This is a genomic window from Chryseobacterium sediminis, from assembly GCF_008386505.1.
GTDB lineage: Bacteria > Bacteroidota > Bacteroidia > Flavobacteriales > Weeksellaceae > Chryseobacterium > Chryseobacterium sediminis.
In genome coordinates, this window is the sequence record NZ_VUNZ01000001.1 from 1,156,801 (window position 1) to 1,172,634 (window position 15,834).

Annotated in this window: 14 protein-coding genes; 4 read left to right on the forward strand and 10 right to left on the reverse strand. The window is 35.7% G+C overall.

Annotated features, from left to right (window positions below; translation table 11 throughout):
• Nucleotide 1 precedes the first annotated feature (1 nt).
• The 4 genes from FW780_RS05380 to FW780_RS05395 all read right to left on the reverse strand — a co-directional run bounded on the left by FW780_RS05380 (nt 2) and on the right by FW780_RS05395 (nt 4,305).
• Nucleotides 2-1,525 (reverse strand): catalase, encoded by a 1,524-nt coding sequence (locus FW780_RS05380; protein WP_149832549.1) that lies wholly within the window; start codon nt 1,523-1,525, stop codon nt 2-4.
• A gap of 582 nt (nt 1,526-2,107) precedes the next feature.
• On the reverse strand, nt 2,108-2,923 hold the full coding sequence (locus FW780_RS05385; protein WP_149832550.1) for a ferritin-like domain-containing protein: 816 nt from the start codon (nt 2,921-2,923) through the stop codon (nt 2,108-2,110).
• Between the two features lie 24 nt (nt 2,924-2,947).
• Nucleotides 2,948-3,658 carry a ferritin-like domain-containing protein gene (locus FW780_RS05390; RefSeq protein WP_149832551.1) on the reverse strand — a complete coding sequence of 237 codons (711 nt, stop codon included), beginning with the start codon at nt 3,656-3,658 and terminating at the stop codon, nt 2,948-2,950.
• Nucleotides 3,659-3,735: 77 nt separating this feature from the next.
• On the reverse strand, nt 3,736-4,305 hold the full coding sequence (locus FW780_RS05395; RefSeq protein WP_149832552.1) for a fasciclin domain-containing protein: 570 nt from the start codon (nt 4,303-4,305) through the stop codon (nt 3,736-3,738).
• A 253-nt stretch (nt 4,306-4,558) separates the two neighbouring features.
• Here FW780_RS05395 and FW780_RS05400 point away from each other — a divergent pair, with 253 nt between their 5' ends.
• The gene (locus FW780_RS05400) at nt 4,559-5,128 is read left to right on the forward strand and encodes an RNA polymerase sigma factor (RefSeq protein WP_228460082.1); all 570 of its coding nucleotides are present in this window, start codon (nt 4,559-4,561) and stop codon (nt 5,126-5,128) included.
• A 1-nt stretch (nt 5,129) separates the two neighbouring features.
• Complete coding sequence (locus tag FW780_RS05405) at nt 5,130-5,951, forward strand: anti-sigma factor (RefSeq protein WP_149832553.1); 822 nt, start codon at nt 5,130-5,132, stop codon at nt 5,949-5,951.
• A gap of 12 nt (nt 5,952-5,963) precedes the next feature.
• Here FW780_RS05405 and FW780_RS05410 read toward each other — a convergent pair whose 3' ends face one another.
• On the reverse strand, nt 5,964-7,763 hold the full coding sequence (locus tag FW780_RS05410; RefSeq protein ID WP_149832554.1) for a BamA/TamA family outer membrane protein: 1,800 nt from the start codon (nt 7,761-7,763) through the stop codon (nt 5,964-5,966).
• A gap of 464 nt (nt 7,764-8,227) precedes the next feature.
• Between FW780_RS05410 and FW780_RS05415 the strand changes: the two genes are divergently transcribed.
• Entirely contained in the window at nt 8,228-8,713 is a 486-nt protein-coding gene (locus tag FW780_RS05415; protein WP_149832555.1) for a hypothetical protein, read from the forward strand.
• Nucleotides 8,714-8,930: 217 nt separating this feature from the next.
• Here FW780_RS05415 and FW780_RS05420 read toward each other — a convergent pair whose 3' ends face one another.
• The 5 genes from FW780_RS05420 to FW780_RS05440 form a co-directional block, all read right to left on the reverse strand.
• Nucleotides 8,931-9,914, reverse strand: coding sequence for a terpene synthase family protein (locus FW780_RS05420; protein WP_149832556.1), 984 nt, complete (start codon nt 9,912-9,914; stop codon nt 8,931-8,933).
• Nucleotides 9,915-9,944: 30 nt separating this feature from the next.
• On the reverse strand, nt 9,945-10,784 hold the full coding sequence (locus FW780_RS05425; RefSeq protein ID WP_149832557.1) for a terpene synthase family protein: 840 nt from the start codon (nt 10,782-10,784) through the stop codon (nt 9,945-9,947).
• A gap of 224 nt (nt 10,785-11,008) precedes the next feature.
• Nucleotides 11,009-12,031, reverse strand: a complete 1,023-nt coding sequence (locus tag FW780_RS05430; protein ID WP_149832558.1) for a terpene synthase family protein — start codon at nt 12,029-12,031, stop codon at nt 11,009-11,011.
• Between the two features lie 384 nt (nt 12,032-12,415).
• Nucleotides 12,416-14,125, reverse strand: coding sequence for a hypothetical protein (locus tag FW780_RS05435; protein ID WP_149832559.1), 1,710 nt, complete (start codon nt 14,123-14,125; stop codon nt 12,416-12,418).
• Between the two features lie 7 nt (nt 14,126-14,132).
• Nucleotides 14,133-14,609 carry a DUF5675 family protein gene (locus FW780_RS05440; RefSeq protein ID WP_149832560.1) on the reverse strand — a complete coding sequence of 159 codons (477 nt, stop codon included), beginning with the start codon at nt 14,607-14,609 and terminating at the stop codon, nt 14,133-14,135.
• Nucleotides 14,610-14,988: 379 nt separating this feature from the next.
• Between FW780_RS05440 and FW780_RS05445 the strand changes: the two genes are divergently transcribed.
• On the forward strand, nt 14,989-15,819 hold the full coding sequence (locus FW780_RS05445; protein ID WP_149832561.1) for a helix-turn-helix domain-containing protein: 831 nt from the start codon (nt 14,989-14,991) through the stop codon (nt 15,817-15,819).
• Nucleotides 15,820-15,834 lie beyond the last annotated feature (15 nt).

Sequence of the window (15,834 nt, forward strand, 5' to 3'; positions counted from 1 at the left end):
CTTATTTTGAAGATAATAAAGATTCCAGCTGCTGGCGGTCCATTTTAACATATTGCGCCAAACGTTTTCCATATTCTGAATCTGCCTGATAAAAATAAGAGATCATTTTAGCCACTACTTTTTTATTAGTAACACTGTTCAAAGCATCTCCAAGGTTTTTAATCAGATTATCCTGATCTTTTTTAGAGAAAGATCTGTACAGTTCTCCCGCCTGTTTAAAATTATTTTCCTTATCAATTTTACCCTGTACAGACGATGTACCTGCAGGAAAAACAGTCTGGGAATACTTGAATTTTTTGTTATCAGTCACTTCCGGTTTCCCCGTTGAAGGCTGGTAATTGACTTCACCGCTTTGAGGTCTCACAGACATATAGCCGTTTTGATTATAAGTCATAACCTCATTCTTTGATACATTGATTGGTAACTGCTGGAAATTACCTCCGATTCTGTGTCTCTGAGTATCAAAATAAGAAAATAGCCTTCCCTGCAGCAGTTTATCTTCTGACGGTTCAATTCCCGGTACAAGAGTTCCCGGAGAAAAAGCGGCCTGTTCTACCTGCTGGAAATAATTCGTTGGATTCTGATTAAGAGTCATTGTTCCTGCTTTCACTGATTTTGCAATAGATTCCGGCCATATTTTGGTCACATCTACCGGGTTAAAATCAAGCTTTTCAAAATCCTCTTTCTTCAGCATCTGTACATACAGATCCCATTTCGGAAAGTTTTTGTTCTGAATAGCATTGTACAAATCTCTCGTAGCATGTTCTATTTGTGTAGATTGGATTTTATCAGCTTCTTCCTGTGTAAGATTCTTTTCACCTTGTTGAGGAATCCATTTATACTTCACATACGCTACTTCTCCTTTTGCATTAACCCATTTGAAGGCATGTACCCCATTTCCCTGCATTTCTCTATAGTTAGCCGGAATTCCGTAATCTGAAAATAACCAGGTCAGCATATGTGTAGCTTCAGGAATATTAGCCATAAAATCAAAAACTCTGTTATTATCAGAAGCATTATTGGTAACCGGAGATGGTTTAAAAGCGTGAACCATATCAGGAAATTTCATGGCATCTCTGATGAAAAACACCGGCAAGTTGTTACCCACTAAATCATAGTTTCCCTGATCAGTATAAAATTTCACCGCAAATCCTCTTGGGTCTCTGAAGGTTTCTGGAGATCCCTGCTGATGTACTACAGTAGAAAATCTTACCAATACCGGTGTTTTTTTACCTGCTTTTGATAAAAAGTCTGCCATGGTAACATCTGAAAAATCTGCATCTGCAACAAATTCACCAATAGCACCGGCTCCTCTCGCATGCACTACTCTCTCAGGAATCCTTTCTCTGTCAAAAGCGGCTAACTTCTCAATTAAATGAATATCTTCCAGTAAAACCGGTCCGTTATTCCCTACCGTTTTAGAATTTTGATTATCTCCTACAGGACTTCCCGTATTAGTTGTCAGTTGTTGAGAATACAGTGTAGATGTAATAAGAACCCCAGCTAAAAACACATTTTTTTTCATAATTTATTATTTATTGTGGGGCAAATATAGACCGTTGATCTTCTAAATCCTTCTCAATAAATTCAATTCAAAACATTCACAAAATCTATTGTTAAATACAAATTTAATAGATAAAAACTACTTTATTATTTTAAAAAATAAGCCATATAAAATGATAATGAAATCTGATGTGTGACAATTTAATTTGTTATTCCTGTAGTTTTATATCTACAATGAAAAATTGAAGGTTATAAATGTCGACCAGAGATGCTTATGGGTAGCAAATATTGAAGCTTTCTGTATAATTTTTTAAAAAAACAGAAAAAAATAATTCAAAATAATGGGACTTTGAATCTTTTTTCTATACATTTGCGGCTTGATTATCTCATTAATTTGAGTTTCATGGTTATTAGTTTTTATCCCCAGGAATTACTGGGGATTTTTTATTTAAACCAATACCTGCAAAACTCTGCTGTTCCAGCACTTAAAGGCATTATTAAAGTCTCCCTATAAACCTCATATACAACCTGATAGAACATATAAAAAATCCATTCCCGGAAAAATCCGGAAATGGACACCACTTTATCATCATCCAAATCACAACTAAACTATGAACAGGGAAGCAATAGTCTGTGCATCACTTCCACTTAATATTTCATCGTAAGCCGCAGAACCAGCTGCCGCTCCAAATAAAGTTCCTGTATTGTAACCTCCCTGATTTACATTGTCTTCTCCGGCATACACAGGATTGGTTGCGGATGGCATACTCCCTCCGTCAGCAAGCTCAATCCACCCTTTATTGGCTCTCATTCTTCGCACCTGTGAAGCATGTCTGGCTTCAACAGAGTGAATCTGTAATGCAGCCTGAAGCACAACTTTATTAGACATTACGTTTCCGGCCTGCCCTTTATAAGCTCTTACTCCGGTATCTTCAAAAGCCTGGGCGAGAATAAGAAACTGATTATAATCTGTAAAAGGCGAAAAGTTTCCGCTGGCTGTAAAATCAAAGGTTGGCTTATTTCCCGGTGTCGTCCCCAGAGAAGTCAATGTACTTTTCAGAAAGCTGACATGGGCTGATTCATGTTTTGAGATCTGCATAAAAACAGTTCTGTCTCCTGTGGGAATTAATCCCGGTGTGGATAGTCCTATGCTGTAATATTCATTTTCAAGATATTCCAGAACCAATGCCAGTTGTAAGGCATCCGTCAGGGTACTTTTTAAAGCGAAACCTGTTAAATTCGTTTTTGCAGTTTCCGCTTTGGCAGAAGTAACCATTAAAGTTCCCAAACCAAGAGGTACAGCTGCTGCTGCGGTCTTTTTCCCGAATAATGACATATTCGTAATGGTTTCCAGTCTTGAAGCTTCCGTTGTGAAAAATTTATCATAAGAAAGCTTATCCAGTAATTTAAGAATATTCATAATGTAATTTTTAAAGGTGAATGATTAGTTAATGCCTCTTTCTTTCCAGGTAAAAGGAGTTTTGATAAACGCTCCTGCAGCCATTACGATATCTTTTGGCTCTTTTGCAAGATCAAGTCCGTTCGCATCTATCACATCATCTCCCGAAAAATCAGCAGATCCCGGATTAATAAGATTTCTGATGGCAGAAGCATGTCTCGCTTCCACCGAAACTATTTTACCGGCAATCACCAGATAAGCAGGATTAGAAATATATTTCCCTGCCCCATTATAAGCCGCTACTCCAGTATCTTCTAAAGCTTTTGCTGTGGCTAATACGGAATTACGATCATTAAAATTCACATTTGGATACTGGAATTCCAGTTTAGGAAGCACATGGTCTGTTGCTCCGCTGATGGCTGCTTTAAAGAAATCCCGGTGAATTACTTCATGATGATAGAGATCTGTAAAAACTTCTTTCTCAATACTCGAAATTCCCGCATAAAAATTATTCACCACTTTCGTATAAAAATCTGCTTCCAGCTGTTCGAGTGCATAAGCATAATTTAATACACCCACATCCCCTGTTCCCAGATCATATTTGGATTCATCTATGATCTGAAAATCATCGTTGTCATCACATCCTATGAAGGTAAGACCTGCGATGGCTAATCCTACTCCACTTAATTTTAAAAAGTTTCTTCTGCTTGTATCAAGGGTAGCTCCCTGATTAGAAACCTGAATTGTTTTTTTCATACTATTAATTTTTTTAGTGTTAGGATAAAGAAGAAAAACAGCATACTGAAATATGCTGTCTGAAATCTTATAAATTGTTATGGCATTAAAACCGTGTCTATTACATGAATCACTCCGTTAGACTGGTTTACATCTGCAATGGTCACTTTAGCACTGTTTCCTTTTGCATCCTTTATGTAAAGGTCTTTTCCTTTTGTCCAGAATGTAAGATCCTCTCCCTGTATAGTTTTCATCATACTTTTTCCGTTTCCTGCTTTTACGGCTGCCCAGATTTCTTTTGCGCTGTATCTTCCAGGAAGAACATGATAGGTCAATATGCTTGTAAGCATTGCTTTATTTTCTGGCTTTACAAGACTTTCTACTGTGCCTTTCGGAAGTTTTGCAAATGCTGCATCTGTGGGAGCCAGTACGGTAAAAGGTCCTGCTCCCTGTAATGTTTCTACCAGACCGGCAGCTTTTACTGCAGCAACAAGGGTCTTGTGATCTTTGGAGTTGACTGCGTTTTCAATAATATTTTTGGAGGGATACATAGGCGCACCTCCTACCATTACTGTTTTTTCTTTCATCGTTTGTGCTGTTACCGTCCCGCTAAAAGCAAATGATAAAACGACCATTGCTAAAACTGTGATTTTCGATTGTGTGTTCATTGCGTTGATTTTTAATTAATTATATTTAATTGTGCTTTTAATGTCATTTACGAGGTCGGTTTCATTTCAGATTGAAAAAAAATGAAATTTATTATAACACAATGATTTACAGTTACTTATTTTTATTAAAAAAAGAAACAATCCTTAAAATAAAATTTCTCACATTGAATATTTTTCAATAATTTTCAAAAAAACATGTACGAAATAAAAGATAGATTAGATTTTATTGACTATATGTTTTATTTTGTTACATTTGGATAGAAAAATAAAAGCTATTAAAACAACCTATTCGGAAGAGGAACTTATCGTTTTATTAAAAGAGAAAAACGAAACCGGTTTTCATTATCTGTATGACCACTATTCCGGTGCGCTGTACGGAATCATTCTCCGAATCGTTCAGTCTAAAGAATACACTGAAGAAGTGATTCAGGATGTTTTTGTTAAAATTTGGAACTCTATCCATCAGTACGACGCTTCCAAAGGAAGATTTTACACCTGGATGATCAATATTGCAAGGAATACGGCTATTGATTATTTAAAGTCTAAAGGTTTCCAGAATGAGCTTAAAAACCAACCACTTCCGGATTTCGTATATAATACTACAGAACTTTCAACGACAAACAATTCATCTGATTATATTGGATTTAACAATGTGCTTGAAGGGCTGGAAACAGATAAGCAGGAACTTATAAATCTTGCTTATTATCAGGGATACACTCAACATGAAATATCCGAAAAACTGAAGATACCGCTGGGAACAGTGAAAACGAAAATGCGTAATGCACTGATGAAATTAAAAGATTTGCTAAAAGATTATCAATAAATTGAACACAAAAGAATACATATCATCCGGAATTATAGAATCTTATATTCTTGGCCATGCTTCTCCTGAGGAAGCAGGGATTTTGGAGTGTGTGATGAAGAATAATGCTGAAGTAAAAGCTGCTTTTGAAGAAGCACAAAAGACTTTGGAACATCTTGCTACCGCTCAGGCTGTAACACCTCCAAGTGATTTGAAATCTAAGATCTGGAATAAAATTCAGCAGGAACAGACTGTGGAAGAAATAGCACCTGCTGTTTCAACAGACATTCCTGAGAAAAAAGATCATAAAGAAACTCCGGAAAGAGTAAATATTCAGGGAAATACCCAATGGAAAACCTATGCAATAGCAGCTTCTGTATTGTTCCTGATAAGTGTTGCCGGCAATTTATTCTGGATGAATACACAGTCATCCAATAAAAAGGAAATCGCTTTACTAGCTGCAGAAAAGCAATCTCAGGATCTGGCAATGAAAAAAATGAACCGTAAGATTGATATGTTCTCCAATCCTGATATGCAGATGGTAATGCTTAAAGGTGTAGAAAAACATACGGATTCCAAAGCAATGGTTTTTTGGGATAAGAAAACAAAAGAAGTCTATCTGAATGCAGAAAAACTTCCTAAAGCTCCTGAAGGAATGCAATATCAGCTTTGGGCCATCGAAGACGGACAGCCTGTCAATGCAGGAATGTACACTGAAGATAAAGACAGCAACATTGCGCTGGCCAATATTCCCAATGCTCAGGCTTTTGCCATTACACTTGAAAAAGAAGGTGGAAGCAAAGTACCTACCATGGAGAATATGTTTGTAATGGGTGAAATTTAAAACACTCCTTTATCAGTTTCCAAAGTTCACAAAATGAGGAATATCTGTTGCAAAATTATTCATTGGTAAAAGATTATTCCTATTGCTGTTAAAATCAAAAACCGAATTATTATCAAACGGAACCCGCGGATAATACATGAAAGAAATCTGAATTCTGTTGAAAACCAGGTACGGATTATTAATCAATACGCCGATACCAATTTTTGTATTTGCCTTTGTTTTCAATAGTTTATCATCAGGCATTCCCAACCACCCAACTGCAGTTGTTAAATAAGGGCTGAAGTGGAAATTCTTCCACGTTTTATTAATGAATAATTGAAGCTGATACCTTAAAACCAGCTTTTTAGTCCCTATATAATCCGAATTGTAAACAGGAAATTCGTCTGTGGAAGAAAGATTGATTCTGTCTTTATAAGAATAATTATGCTGCGGATTCCCTAATGCTACAGTGGGAGAAAAGAAATGCCTTGCTTTGGCAAATTTCCAGTCCATAAGATTTGTGAAATAAGTTCCGTCTACACGGAAAGATTCCCTATTCTGGCTATCTTCATTAAAAAACCGTCCAAACTGCGCTTTCACTGTGAAATATCCAACCTTTATAAAACTACCGTAAGAGGCAGAAATTCCCACATAAGGGTTCACTTCTTTATTTCTTGACAACCCTCCTGCAATAATGTTCACAGAGTTACCATAAGCAACATCTTCAGGCAAATCATATTGAAAAATATTTTTCTGAACCGAAAAATTTCTGTGGATAAACCCAACAGACATCAGAAAACTGTTATATGAGCTGAAGTATTTATACTGGTCTATTCCCGGACTGTCTTTATACTGATAATTTTGAAATCGTCCTATTATTGCAATATTGCTAGATACTTTTTCGTTGGGATCTGATGAAACGGGAATCTGATAACCACCCCATAAATCCTGGCTGTAGACTTTGATCTGAACTTCCGGAAAAGCTGTATCGGTTTCTGTAGGAAGTAAAACTTTCCTCTTAAAATATTCAAATGTAAAACCACCCGCCCATTTCGTCAAAGGTGAGAAAAAGTCTCTTCTTAAGCTGAAATTAATTCTTTCATTTTTTGAAAAATCTCTTTCCCCGAGAAGCTGTGCATTGATATAAGTCCCTAGAAGGTTATAGGTTGTATAGCTTCCCAAAAGATAATCCTGCTTTTCTTTGGAATCATTTCTGTAAAGGAAATCAAGAGTGTGCCCTAATCCTAATACATTTTCTTCAGTAACTCCGAGACCAATTTTACTTCCGGAATAGCTGATTCTCGGCTTCAGACTCCAGGAATCCAGAACTTTTACCACAACATCAATAGAATCTTTGCCGGAAGTACTATCGGAAACACTGATATTCACTCTGTTGACAAATGGCATGGCTCTAAGCAAACGCTCGGATTCATAAAGTTTCTGGGCATTATACTCTTCCCCTTCTTCAAAAAGTAAATAATTATTAACGGTAGAGTTTCTTGTATTGGCATGAAGATGATCTGCTACCCAATCATACCATCTGGCTTTTTCTTTAGTATCTTTAGAGCCATATCCAAAAGGGTCGATGGTTTCGATCCTTATTTTTCTGATGTATTTTTTATTATAAGCCTCCTGCGACAGTTTTTCTGTCCTTGACTTCACGGAAGTAGAATCCGGCTCTCTACGAAATATAAAGCGGTGAATGAATTTGGTAACTTTTCTCTTATCCGAAAATTCTTCTATTTTGTAATACAGTGAATCTTTCTTCTCCTGTGCATTTAAAAAGAAAAAACCACCAAAAAAGAAAATTAAAATTGCAATCGTTCTAGTCATTAGTCATCAAAAATTCAATACAGTTTCTAGCATCAATTTATAAGCCAATAAAGCCCTACAATATATAAAAAGAAAAAACATTTATAGAAGATATACCACACAGCCTATTCTTTTTTAATACTGCTGGCATGGCCTATTGTACTACGGCTGGCATTTTCTACCGTTCTATCATCTTTGATCTCCCCTTTCCAATACATTCAATATGATTTCACTCATAATTACCTGATCACATTTAATCTTATTTTTAAGTCTTGTTTATAATTGCATCTTACTTGAAATCGGATAAGCTTTTCTGTAGTGGAAAGGCTTATTTTATTAAATAATCTTCAGAACTATACTGCCAAGTTGGATGGTATAGAAGCTGTTTACATTAGAAAATTCAAAAGCTAATTTAAATCACAAAATAAAACTTCCAAGTACAACCTTTTTTAGTTATTTTTACTCATTATAAATAAAAATAAGACATGAGAAAAATCGTACTCTCGGGAATAGCTGTTATGGGAGGATTTCTAGCAGTAAATGCACAATGCAAACCGGTATCTACGCTTACAGAAAATTTTGACACCTGGAAAGATATCAATAAATGCTGGACTGCTCAGCCGGGGAAAGCCATGCTATATGCCAGTGATAAAAGAATTATTTTTTATTCAATGAGCAACCCGGGGGAAAATATGTATCTGGTAACTCCGGAAATCAAAGCAGGAACCTATACACTTTCTCTTGATCTTTCGGACAATGGAGGCGAAACAACACTGGAGCTTTTCTCAGTAAACAATTCTTCCGATCCAAAGACTTATGTTTCAATAGCGAAACCTTCAAAGATAACAGGAGAGAAAAAAACATATACCATTTCTTTGAAAAAAGACTCGCATCTGGGACTGAAAGTTCTATTGAATGGTGTACATCAGGCTGTTTATATGGATAATTTTTCTTTAACTCCAAAGAAATAAGCCTTGAAATTGGCAATTCCATTTTAAATATAATTTTTGTTTCCGCCCTACAAAGTCTTCAGATATTATAAGACGGGATACAAGATTTATATAAATACAAAAAAGAGGCTGCCTCCTATATTTGCATTATCGAATATTGGAGACAGCCTTTAAAGTAGTTGCGGAAGTAAAATTCAGACTCATTATTGAATATGGGTGAGCAGAATTGACACTAAGTTTATGGCGTAATGATCCCGTATTCAGGTTTAGGAAATTCACCAGGAGTTTTGTATCTGGTAGAATTGCCTTTATGATACCATTCTCCCAAACCTGAGATCATGAGTGCCATATTATGTACAAACCGTACAATATTCTTTTGATGAATACCAAAATCAGGTAAATTATTCTGAAGTTCAACAAACTCCTGAACATATAAATCGTGGATATGCATTGCTTCGGTAATGGCTTCTTCCAATGAAACATGATACTGATTCTTTATCACCAATATAATGTTCAGAATTTCTGTATCAATTCTTAGCTCCTTCTCTATGGAAGCAAAATCATTCTGAATCGCCATTATTCTGCACATCAGCATTTTTAAACGTTTTATAATTGGATGTTCAGATATATGCCCCGGAACAATGTAGTTAATGGAAGGCTCTACCGGATCTCCATATGGGTACATAGAAATGGAATATTCACGGATAAGTAAAAGATTGCTAAGGCTTGGAAATTCTTTTTTTAACTTGTAGGGCGTTTCTTCCATAATTCCATAGGTAGTATAATTATAAAAGTTTTTAGCCCAACGTACCAACCATTCGTCATTTACGTAAGGAATAAATTCCTGCCTGCTTAAAGCCACTTGTTTTATCAATCCGATCTCATCTGCTTTAGGCTGTTCTCCCAACATTACATCCATTATATGATCCCTGATATCTGCAAGTTTATCAACAGGGCACAACTCATAATAATCATCAAACAGAGTCAGCCAGACCATAAATCTTGCTATAGGTCTGATCTGTTCTTTGGTATTAGCCGCCGGAAACATATATGATGCAGCCTCTACGAGACCGTGTTTCTTATACTTAATTCTTGTAGCTTCGGACATAAACTGATAATCCGTATCAATCCAGTTATTCTGTTCTTCATAAAAGGATTGTGAAAAAGGGCCTATTTCATAGGGCCAGGGATATTGTAAAACAGGAACATCTTGTTGTTTCATCTTTAAAAGTTGTTTTTAAATTAAGCTTATTTATAGTTTATTATTGGACGCCAGATGATCCTCAGGCCAGGCAAAACCAACTCCTCCATGCTTGTACCTATTGGTTTGCAAATAAAAGGTATTCACTCCCTGAAGCCCAACTCCGGCATAATAAACAAATTTGTCAATGTATTCCTGGTATTCCCCAAACTCCCGATACTCTGCATGTAAAGCCATTAAACTTGCCAATTCCTCATTATGAATACGTAAGGCTTCTGCACAAGCGTCCTCCAACGAAAGATTATACTCCTGCTGCAGTACAAAAACCAGATTAAAAACCTCTGTTCCTTTCGCCATTTCTTTTGGAAGAGAATGAAGATCATTTTGCCAGGCAACAACCAAAGTCATATGGGAAATCATCTTTTGCACTACTATATGTTCAAAGATATGTTCCGGAAGGATAAGACCTGATTCAATCTCACCAAAAATCAGATAAGGACGCATGAGAACTGAATATTCACGAATGGTTTTATAAAGATTCAGTGATGGCGGACGATTGACTATTTTATAAGGATACTCTAATTCTATTCCGTATCTGAAGGATTGATAAAAATAATAAACAAACCGATCAAACCATAGATCTGGCATCAAAGCACGAAATTCATCCCGAATCATTGCCATATGATGAGAAAGAGCATTTTCTTCCGGGCTGGGTTGAGCGCCTTTGAGAATATCTGTACAACGAATCCGTAACTGCTGAATCTCCTCGAGGGACGAATGCTCTACCTGATCATCAAGAGCAACATACTGAAGCATAAACCTGTTGCAGGGAATCGCCTGCTCATAGGTTAAGTGAGGCCACATACGTGCAGTACACATATGCAGTTCCATTTTTTTATAAATTTTCCGTTGTTTCTCGGTCAAAAAGGTATAATCATTATCAATCCAACCATCCATATCCCTTCCCATTTGTTCTGCATGTGGATTAATGAGATCAGGCCATGGGTAACACCCCCTTGGCAAATAATCTGCACTATTAAATTGTTCTGGTGTCATTTTTATTTAGTTTTTTAATTATTTGTTCTTAAATAAATAGTAATCTGATCTTTCAGATTTTATTGAATTTGATTCTGTTCCAGTGTTTTTTTTAATTCTGAAACACTTGGAAACTCAGCCTTGTTATAGCGGTCAAGCTTAGTGGATATATTTTTCCAGCCACTTAGTACCATGCTCATATAGTGAACCCAGTTTACCACAGCTTCATGCCAGATCCCAAAATCAGGAAGTGATGCCTGCAGTGTTACAAACTCTTTCAGATCTTCATTATGAAGCCGCAAATCTTCAAGACAAGCTTCTTCCAGAGAGAAATGATGTTCATTCTGAATCACTTTCACGATATTATAGTAAATACTTCCAGTAGCTTCATCTTTCATAACAGACTGTACTTCATTGAAAAAGGTCACCAGATGGCAGGCCAGTGCTTGCAGCCGACGGACTACCGGATGCTCATGAATTTCAGAAGGAAGAGTAACTCCTGTTTCTACTTCTGTAAGCTGTAAAAAAGGATACAGACAGATTGAATCTTCTCTTAAAGCAATACATTCTGTTACCGTAGGAAAAAATTTATTTTTCTTGTACTCCAGCTCTTTTTTAAGCCCAATAAAATATCTGCTGATCATTTGGCTAAAACGGACCATAGATTCCTGGGAAATAAACTGAAGCAATTCCTGTCTTAATGAAGCAAGCATAGAGGCTAAAGGAATTGTAGACTGAGAAGCAGAAATTTCACCATTCAATATCGCAATGGATTGAGCATGTACATCATCAATGTCTTCAGGCTTACTTTCTTCATACAGGTCATCATTATAGAGTGTCCATAGCATCAGCCTGCAAATAGGCCGGAAACGTTCAGCAGAAGCCGTAGGAAACCATTGGGCAGCGATGTGGGCAGTTTTGGTTTTCTTGTACTTTTTACGCAGATCAGGATTATTTTGATACAGCCACAAATATTCACCATCGATCCATTGATTTTCGGTGATATCCTGTAATTGATCTGCATGCGGGTTTTTTAAGGTTGGGAAAGGATACCTGAACTTCGTACGAAGAAGTTCAAGAGGGTTAAAATTTTCATTACTCATGACTTTATGTTTTAATGGTTACTATCTTTTATTGTAATCGTTTTATTTAAACACATGGCTCATTATAAGAATAACAACCATACTAAAAAACATACAACGCTAAATATCAAACAGATACAGTCATGAACAATGAAATAAATGTACAAATTAATTTTATTAACTCATATGGAATTTTACCACATTATCAAAATATATTTAAAATATTGATTTACAGTAAATTACAAACATGCTTCAATAATAATTCAAATTTATCAATCAGATTATCAATAAGTTAACATCTCAAAAACAGTTGATTATTTACCTGTAAGCAATGAACCAAAAAAACTCCTGTTGAAAAATCTACAGGAGTCTTTAATTATTTTTGGTGTATACTCATAATGAATTTTACTCTATTACCGGAACAGATCCTAAAGTAAACTGTACGGTCTTTTCCTGATAGATATTGGGGTTCATAGCATTAGGTACTACCAGAGTCAAATTGGTTCTTTCACCAGGCTCATAATTTTTTAAAGCATCTGTAAAAGTCTGAGCATCATACACGGAATAAGAACCCACTTTTTTAACCAGAGTACCAGGCAGAATATTATTAAGATGTAAAGCTCCGCCTAAAGTTGTTGGGCCTATTAATACCCCTTTTACATTCTGAAAAGTAGTATTATATCCGTTAAAAATATACAGCTGCACATCCCATGGAATAACATCTATAACTCCTACAGAAGCTCTAAACTTCACATCTTCTTTGGCAATGACCGGCTGGGTAACCGCATGCTGAACCGATATTGTTTTCGTATGGCTGTAGTCTTCCACCATCTTTGTCATTTCAGTACTGTTCAGCACCCTTTTAAAGGAGGTGTTACCGCGGGCTGTATTATTACCCCACCTTACTCCATTGGCTATGAATCCGATATAGTCTTTTTTACCCAAAGCGGCTACAGCGGCTTCGATATTAGGAGTTAGGTTAGGATCATTTTTTTGTAATGATTCTGCAAACTGTAAATGTAAATTCTGCAATTTATCGTTTCCTTCCGCTTTTGCTTTTTCGGCTGCCTGAAGGTGATTTTTAAGGGCTTCTTCCTGAGAGATATCAGGAAAGAATTTTTCTTCAAACTGATTAATCATATCATCATCAGCATCATACATTTCAATTCTTGTATTATTAATTTTATCAACAGTAAATTGGCTGTCAACCTGCTGATTGAATGAAGACTTCATCGATTTCCTGCTGCTCCCTAATCCAAGAAATGCCCATCCGCTTGATCTCTGGCTGACACTGCTCTGTTGAGCATCACTTAAAAATTGGTTAACAATAGTACTGCCGTCTATATGTGCATTAATATAGCTGGTTCTAGAATTTTTAAATTTATAGCTGACTGATATCTCACCATTTCCGTTGGCCAGCAGATTCTTAACATATTCCGTAGGATTTTCAATACTTATATTTTTAAAGCTTTTACTTCCAACCAGTGTTCCTGAGATACGTTTGCTGTAAACAATCTCTCCTCCTGCTTCCACAATGAATTCTACTTCGGTAGGTGAAATGATCTGACTTTGAAAGTTTTTATTATAGTCATTGATCAATTGTTCCTGAGGAGCCAGCATGGTTGTTTCATACTGTTTGGCCAAGGAAAAGAAATGATTGGTTAATGCAGGATTGGTAATCATGTATGGTGTTAATACGGGCTGTCCGTTTGTATTTTTTAGAATTGGAGGATAAAAGGCTGCTATTGTCGTACTTTTTATTGCGGCACAAATAGATGCTTTCTGGCTTTCATTGGGTAATGCCAGTTCCTGAGTTACCGGAATAATCAATGTCCGGATCTGATCAGAACTTTTGTATGTTTCATTTCCTTTATTGTCTATATATTTAATATTATTGATATCAAACTTAAGAATAGGCAATATAAACACCTTAGCAACAGTACCCTTAGCAACATTTTCATAAAAACCGTGGGTATTGTACAGCGCATATTTTCCTTTACTATCTATGGCTACATAATTCTCGACTGAGAACTTGTTTGAATTGGGTGTCACTTGCGACCAAATAAATTCAGTATTGGCAAGCAGCAATACAATGATTACATAAAGATTTTTCATGATTAGACTATTTAAAGGTTACTATAATGTTTTTATCAGGAGTACTGTTAGGATTTGAGGTCCCATAAAATGCGTCTTTCAATTTACTGTACGCCAGCTTGCTATTTCCCACTGTACAGTTTTTAATATCAGTTTCCATTCCCACCAAAACACATCCTTTGATCTGCTTTGCATAGTTTCCCATATGAATTTGTACTCCATCTCTGTCCGGTACATTTTCAAGCTGTATTCTCCATCCGTCACTTTTATCATATCTCAAAATACCATTATAAGATCCGGGAGGAATGCAGCTGATATTTTTTATATTATTTTCCCATGGCAGTTCCAATGTGTGGCAGATTACTTTTTTATCTGCAATGAGGTATCCTAAGGTACAAGCTGATGATGACAGTTTTCTTTCAATCACTATTTCAAAATTTCTTTGCCCAAAAAGACTGCCTGAAAAAACAGCGATTAATACAATTACGAGTAAAGTTGTTTTCATGATTCTATATTTTAAGATTGAGGGTAAACCTGTATTGGCGATATTGATTGATAGTAAAATTACAGGTAAATCAACTGCCGGTCTATAGCACTTTTGTGTAATATTTCAGCTTCCGGATTTCTTTAAACTATGTCAGATAAACAACAAACAAATAATATTTTACACGAAATACTCAATACGAAAGAAAATAATCCACATAAAACTCGAACTTAGTGATAAAACATAATTATTTTTATATACATTTATATAAGTCAAATCAAGCTTCAAAATAAGTAACTAAATATCCTAATTATGTCATATAGTTTGATCTTTACGCTCATTTTAGCTGTATAATCTGCCATTATAGAACAACTTTATCATTTTATTGAAGCTTATTACTATGTACGTTATCACAGACCAATTGAAAAATTTAGGATTTAGCATTAACACATTAAATAATATAATACAGAGAAATAATAATAAAAGAAGTTTTAATACACTTGAGTATTTCTGTATCTACATCATTATAGAAGATATAACCCTGGAAGTTGAAAACATTCCCCACTCCATAAAAGGCGGGCATATAGCATTTGTTGGCCCGCAAAAGCAAATTGTATTTGGGGAAACTAAACGGGGTGAGATTTATGTGGTTGCGTTTTCATCAAGTTTTTATGAAAGATCGGCAAAAGACAGCATGTTTATCAATTCAAGGCTTTTTTTCAATTATGATTCTGATGTTTTCATAGCACCTTTTGAAAATATTAAGGAAATGAACATTGTTTTTATGGGAAGAATGCACAACTTTCAGCACAAAGATGAAAGTCTGTATGTTTCGGCAGCTCATAATGCTATTGAAAGGTTAATTCTGGATGCGTTTTTGCACATCCCGGCGGAAACACTGAAAAAAGACATCAAATTTGATTATCTTCATTACGTCAATAGGTTTAAAGTCCTTTTGCAGAGAGACTATAAAAAAGCTAAAAAGGTCTCCCACTACGCTAATGAACTGAATATCACTCCCAGAAAACTAACTGAAATGACTGAGTATGTTTTGGGAAAAACCGCGAAACATATTATTATTGAAAAACTAATTAATGAGTGCAAAAAATCGCTTAGTTTCTCAGGCAGCAATATTTCTGAAATTGCTTATGATCTGGGATTCAGTGATGAAGGAAATTTCAGTAATTTTATTAAGAAACATACAGGAAAAAATCCCTCAGAAATGAAATAATGTAAAAATAATATT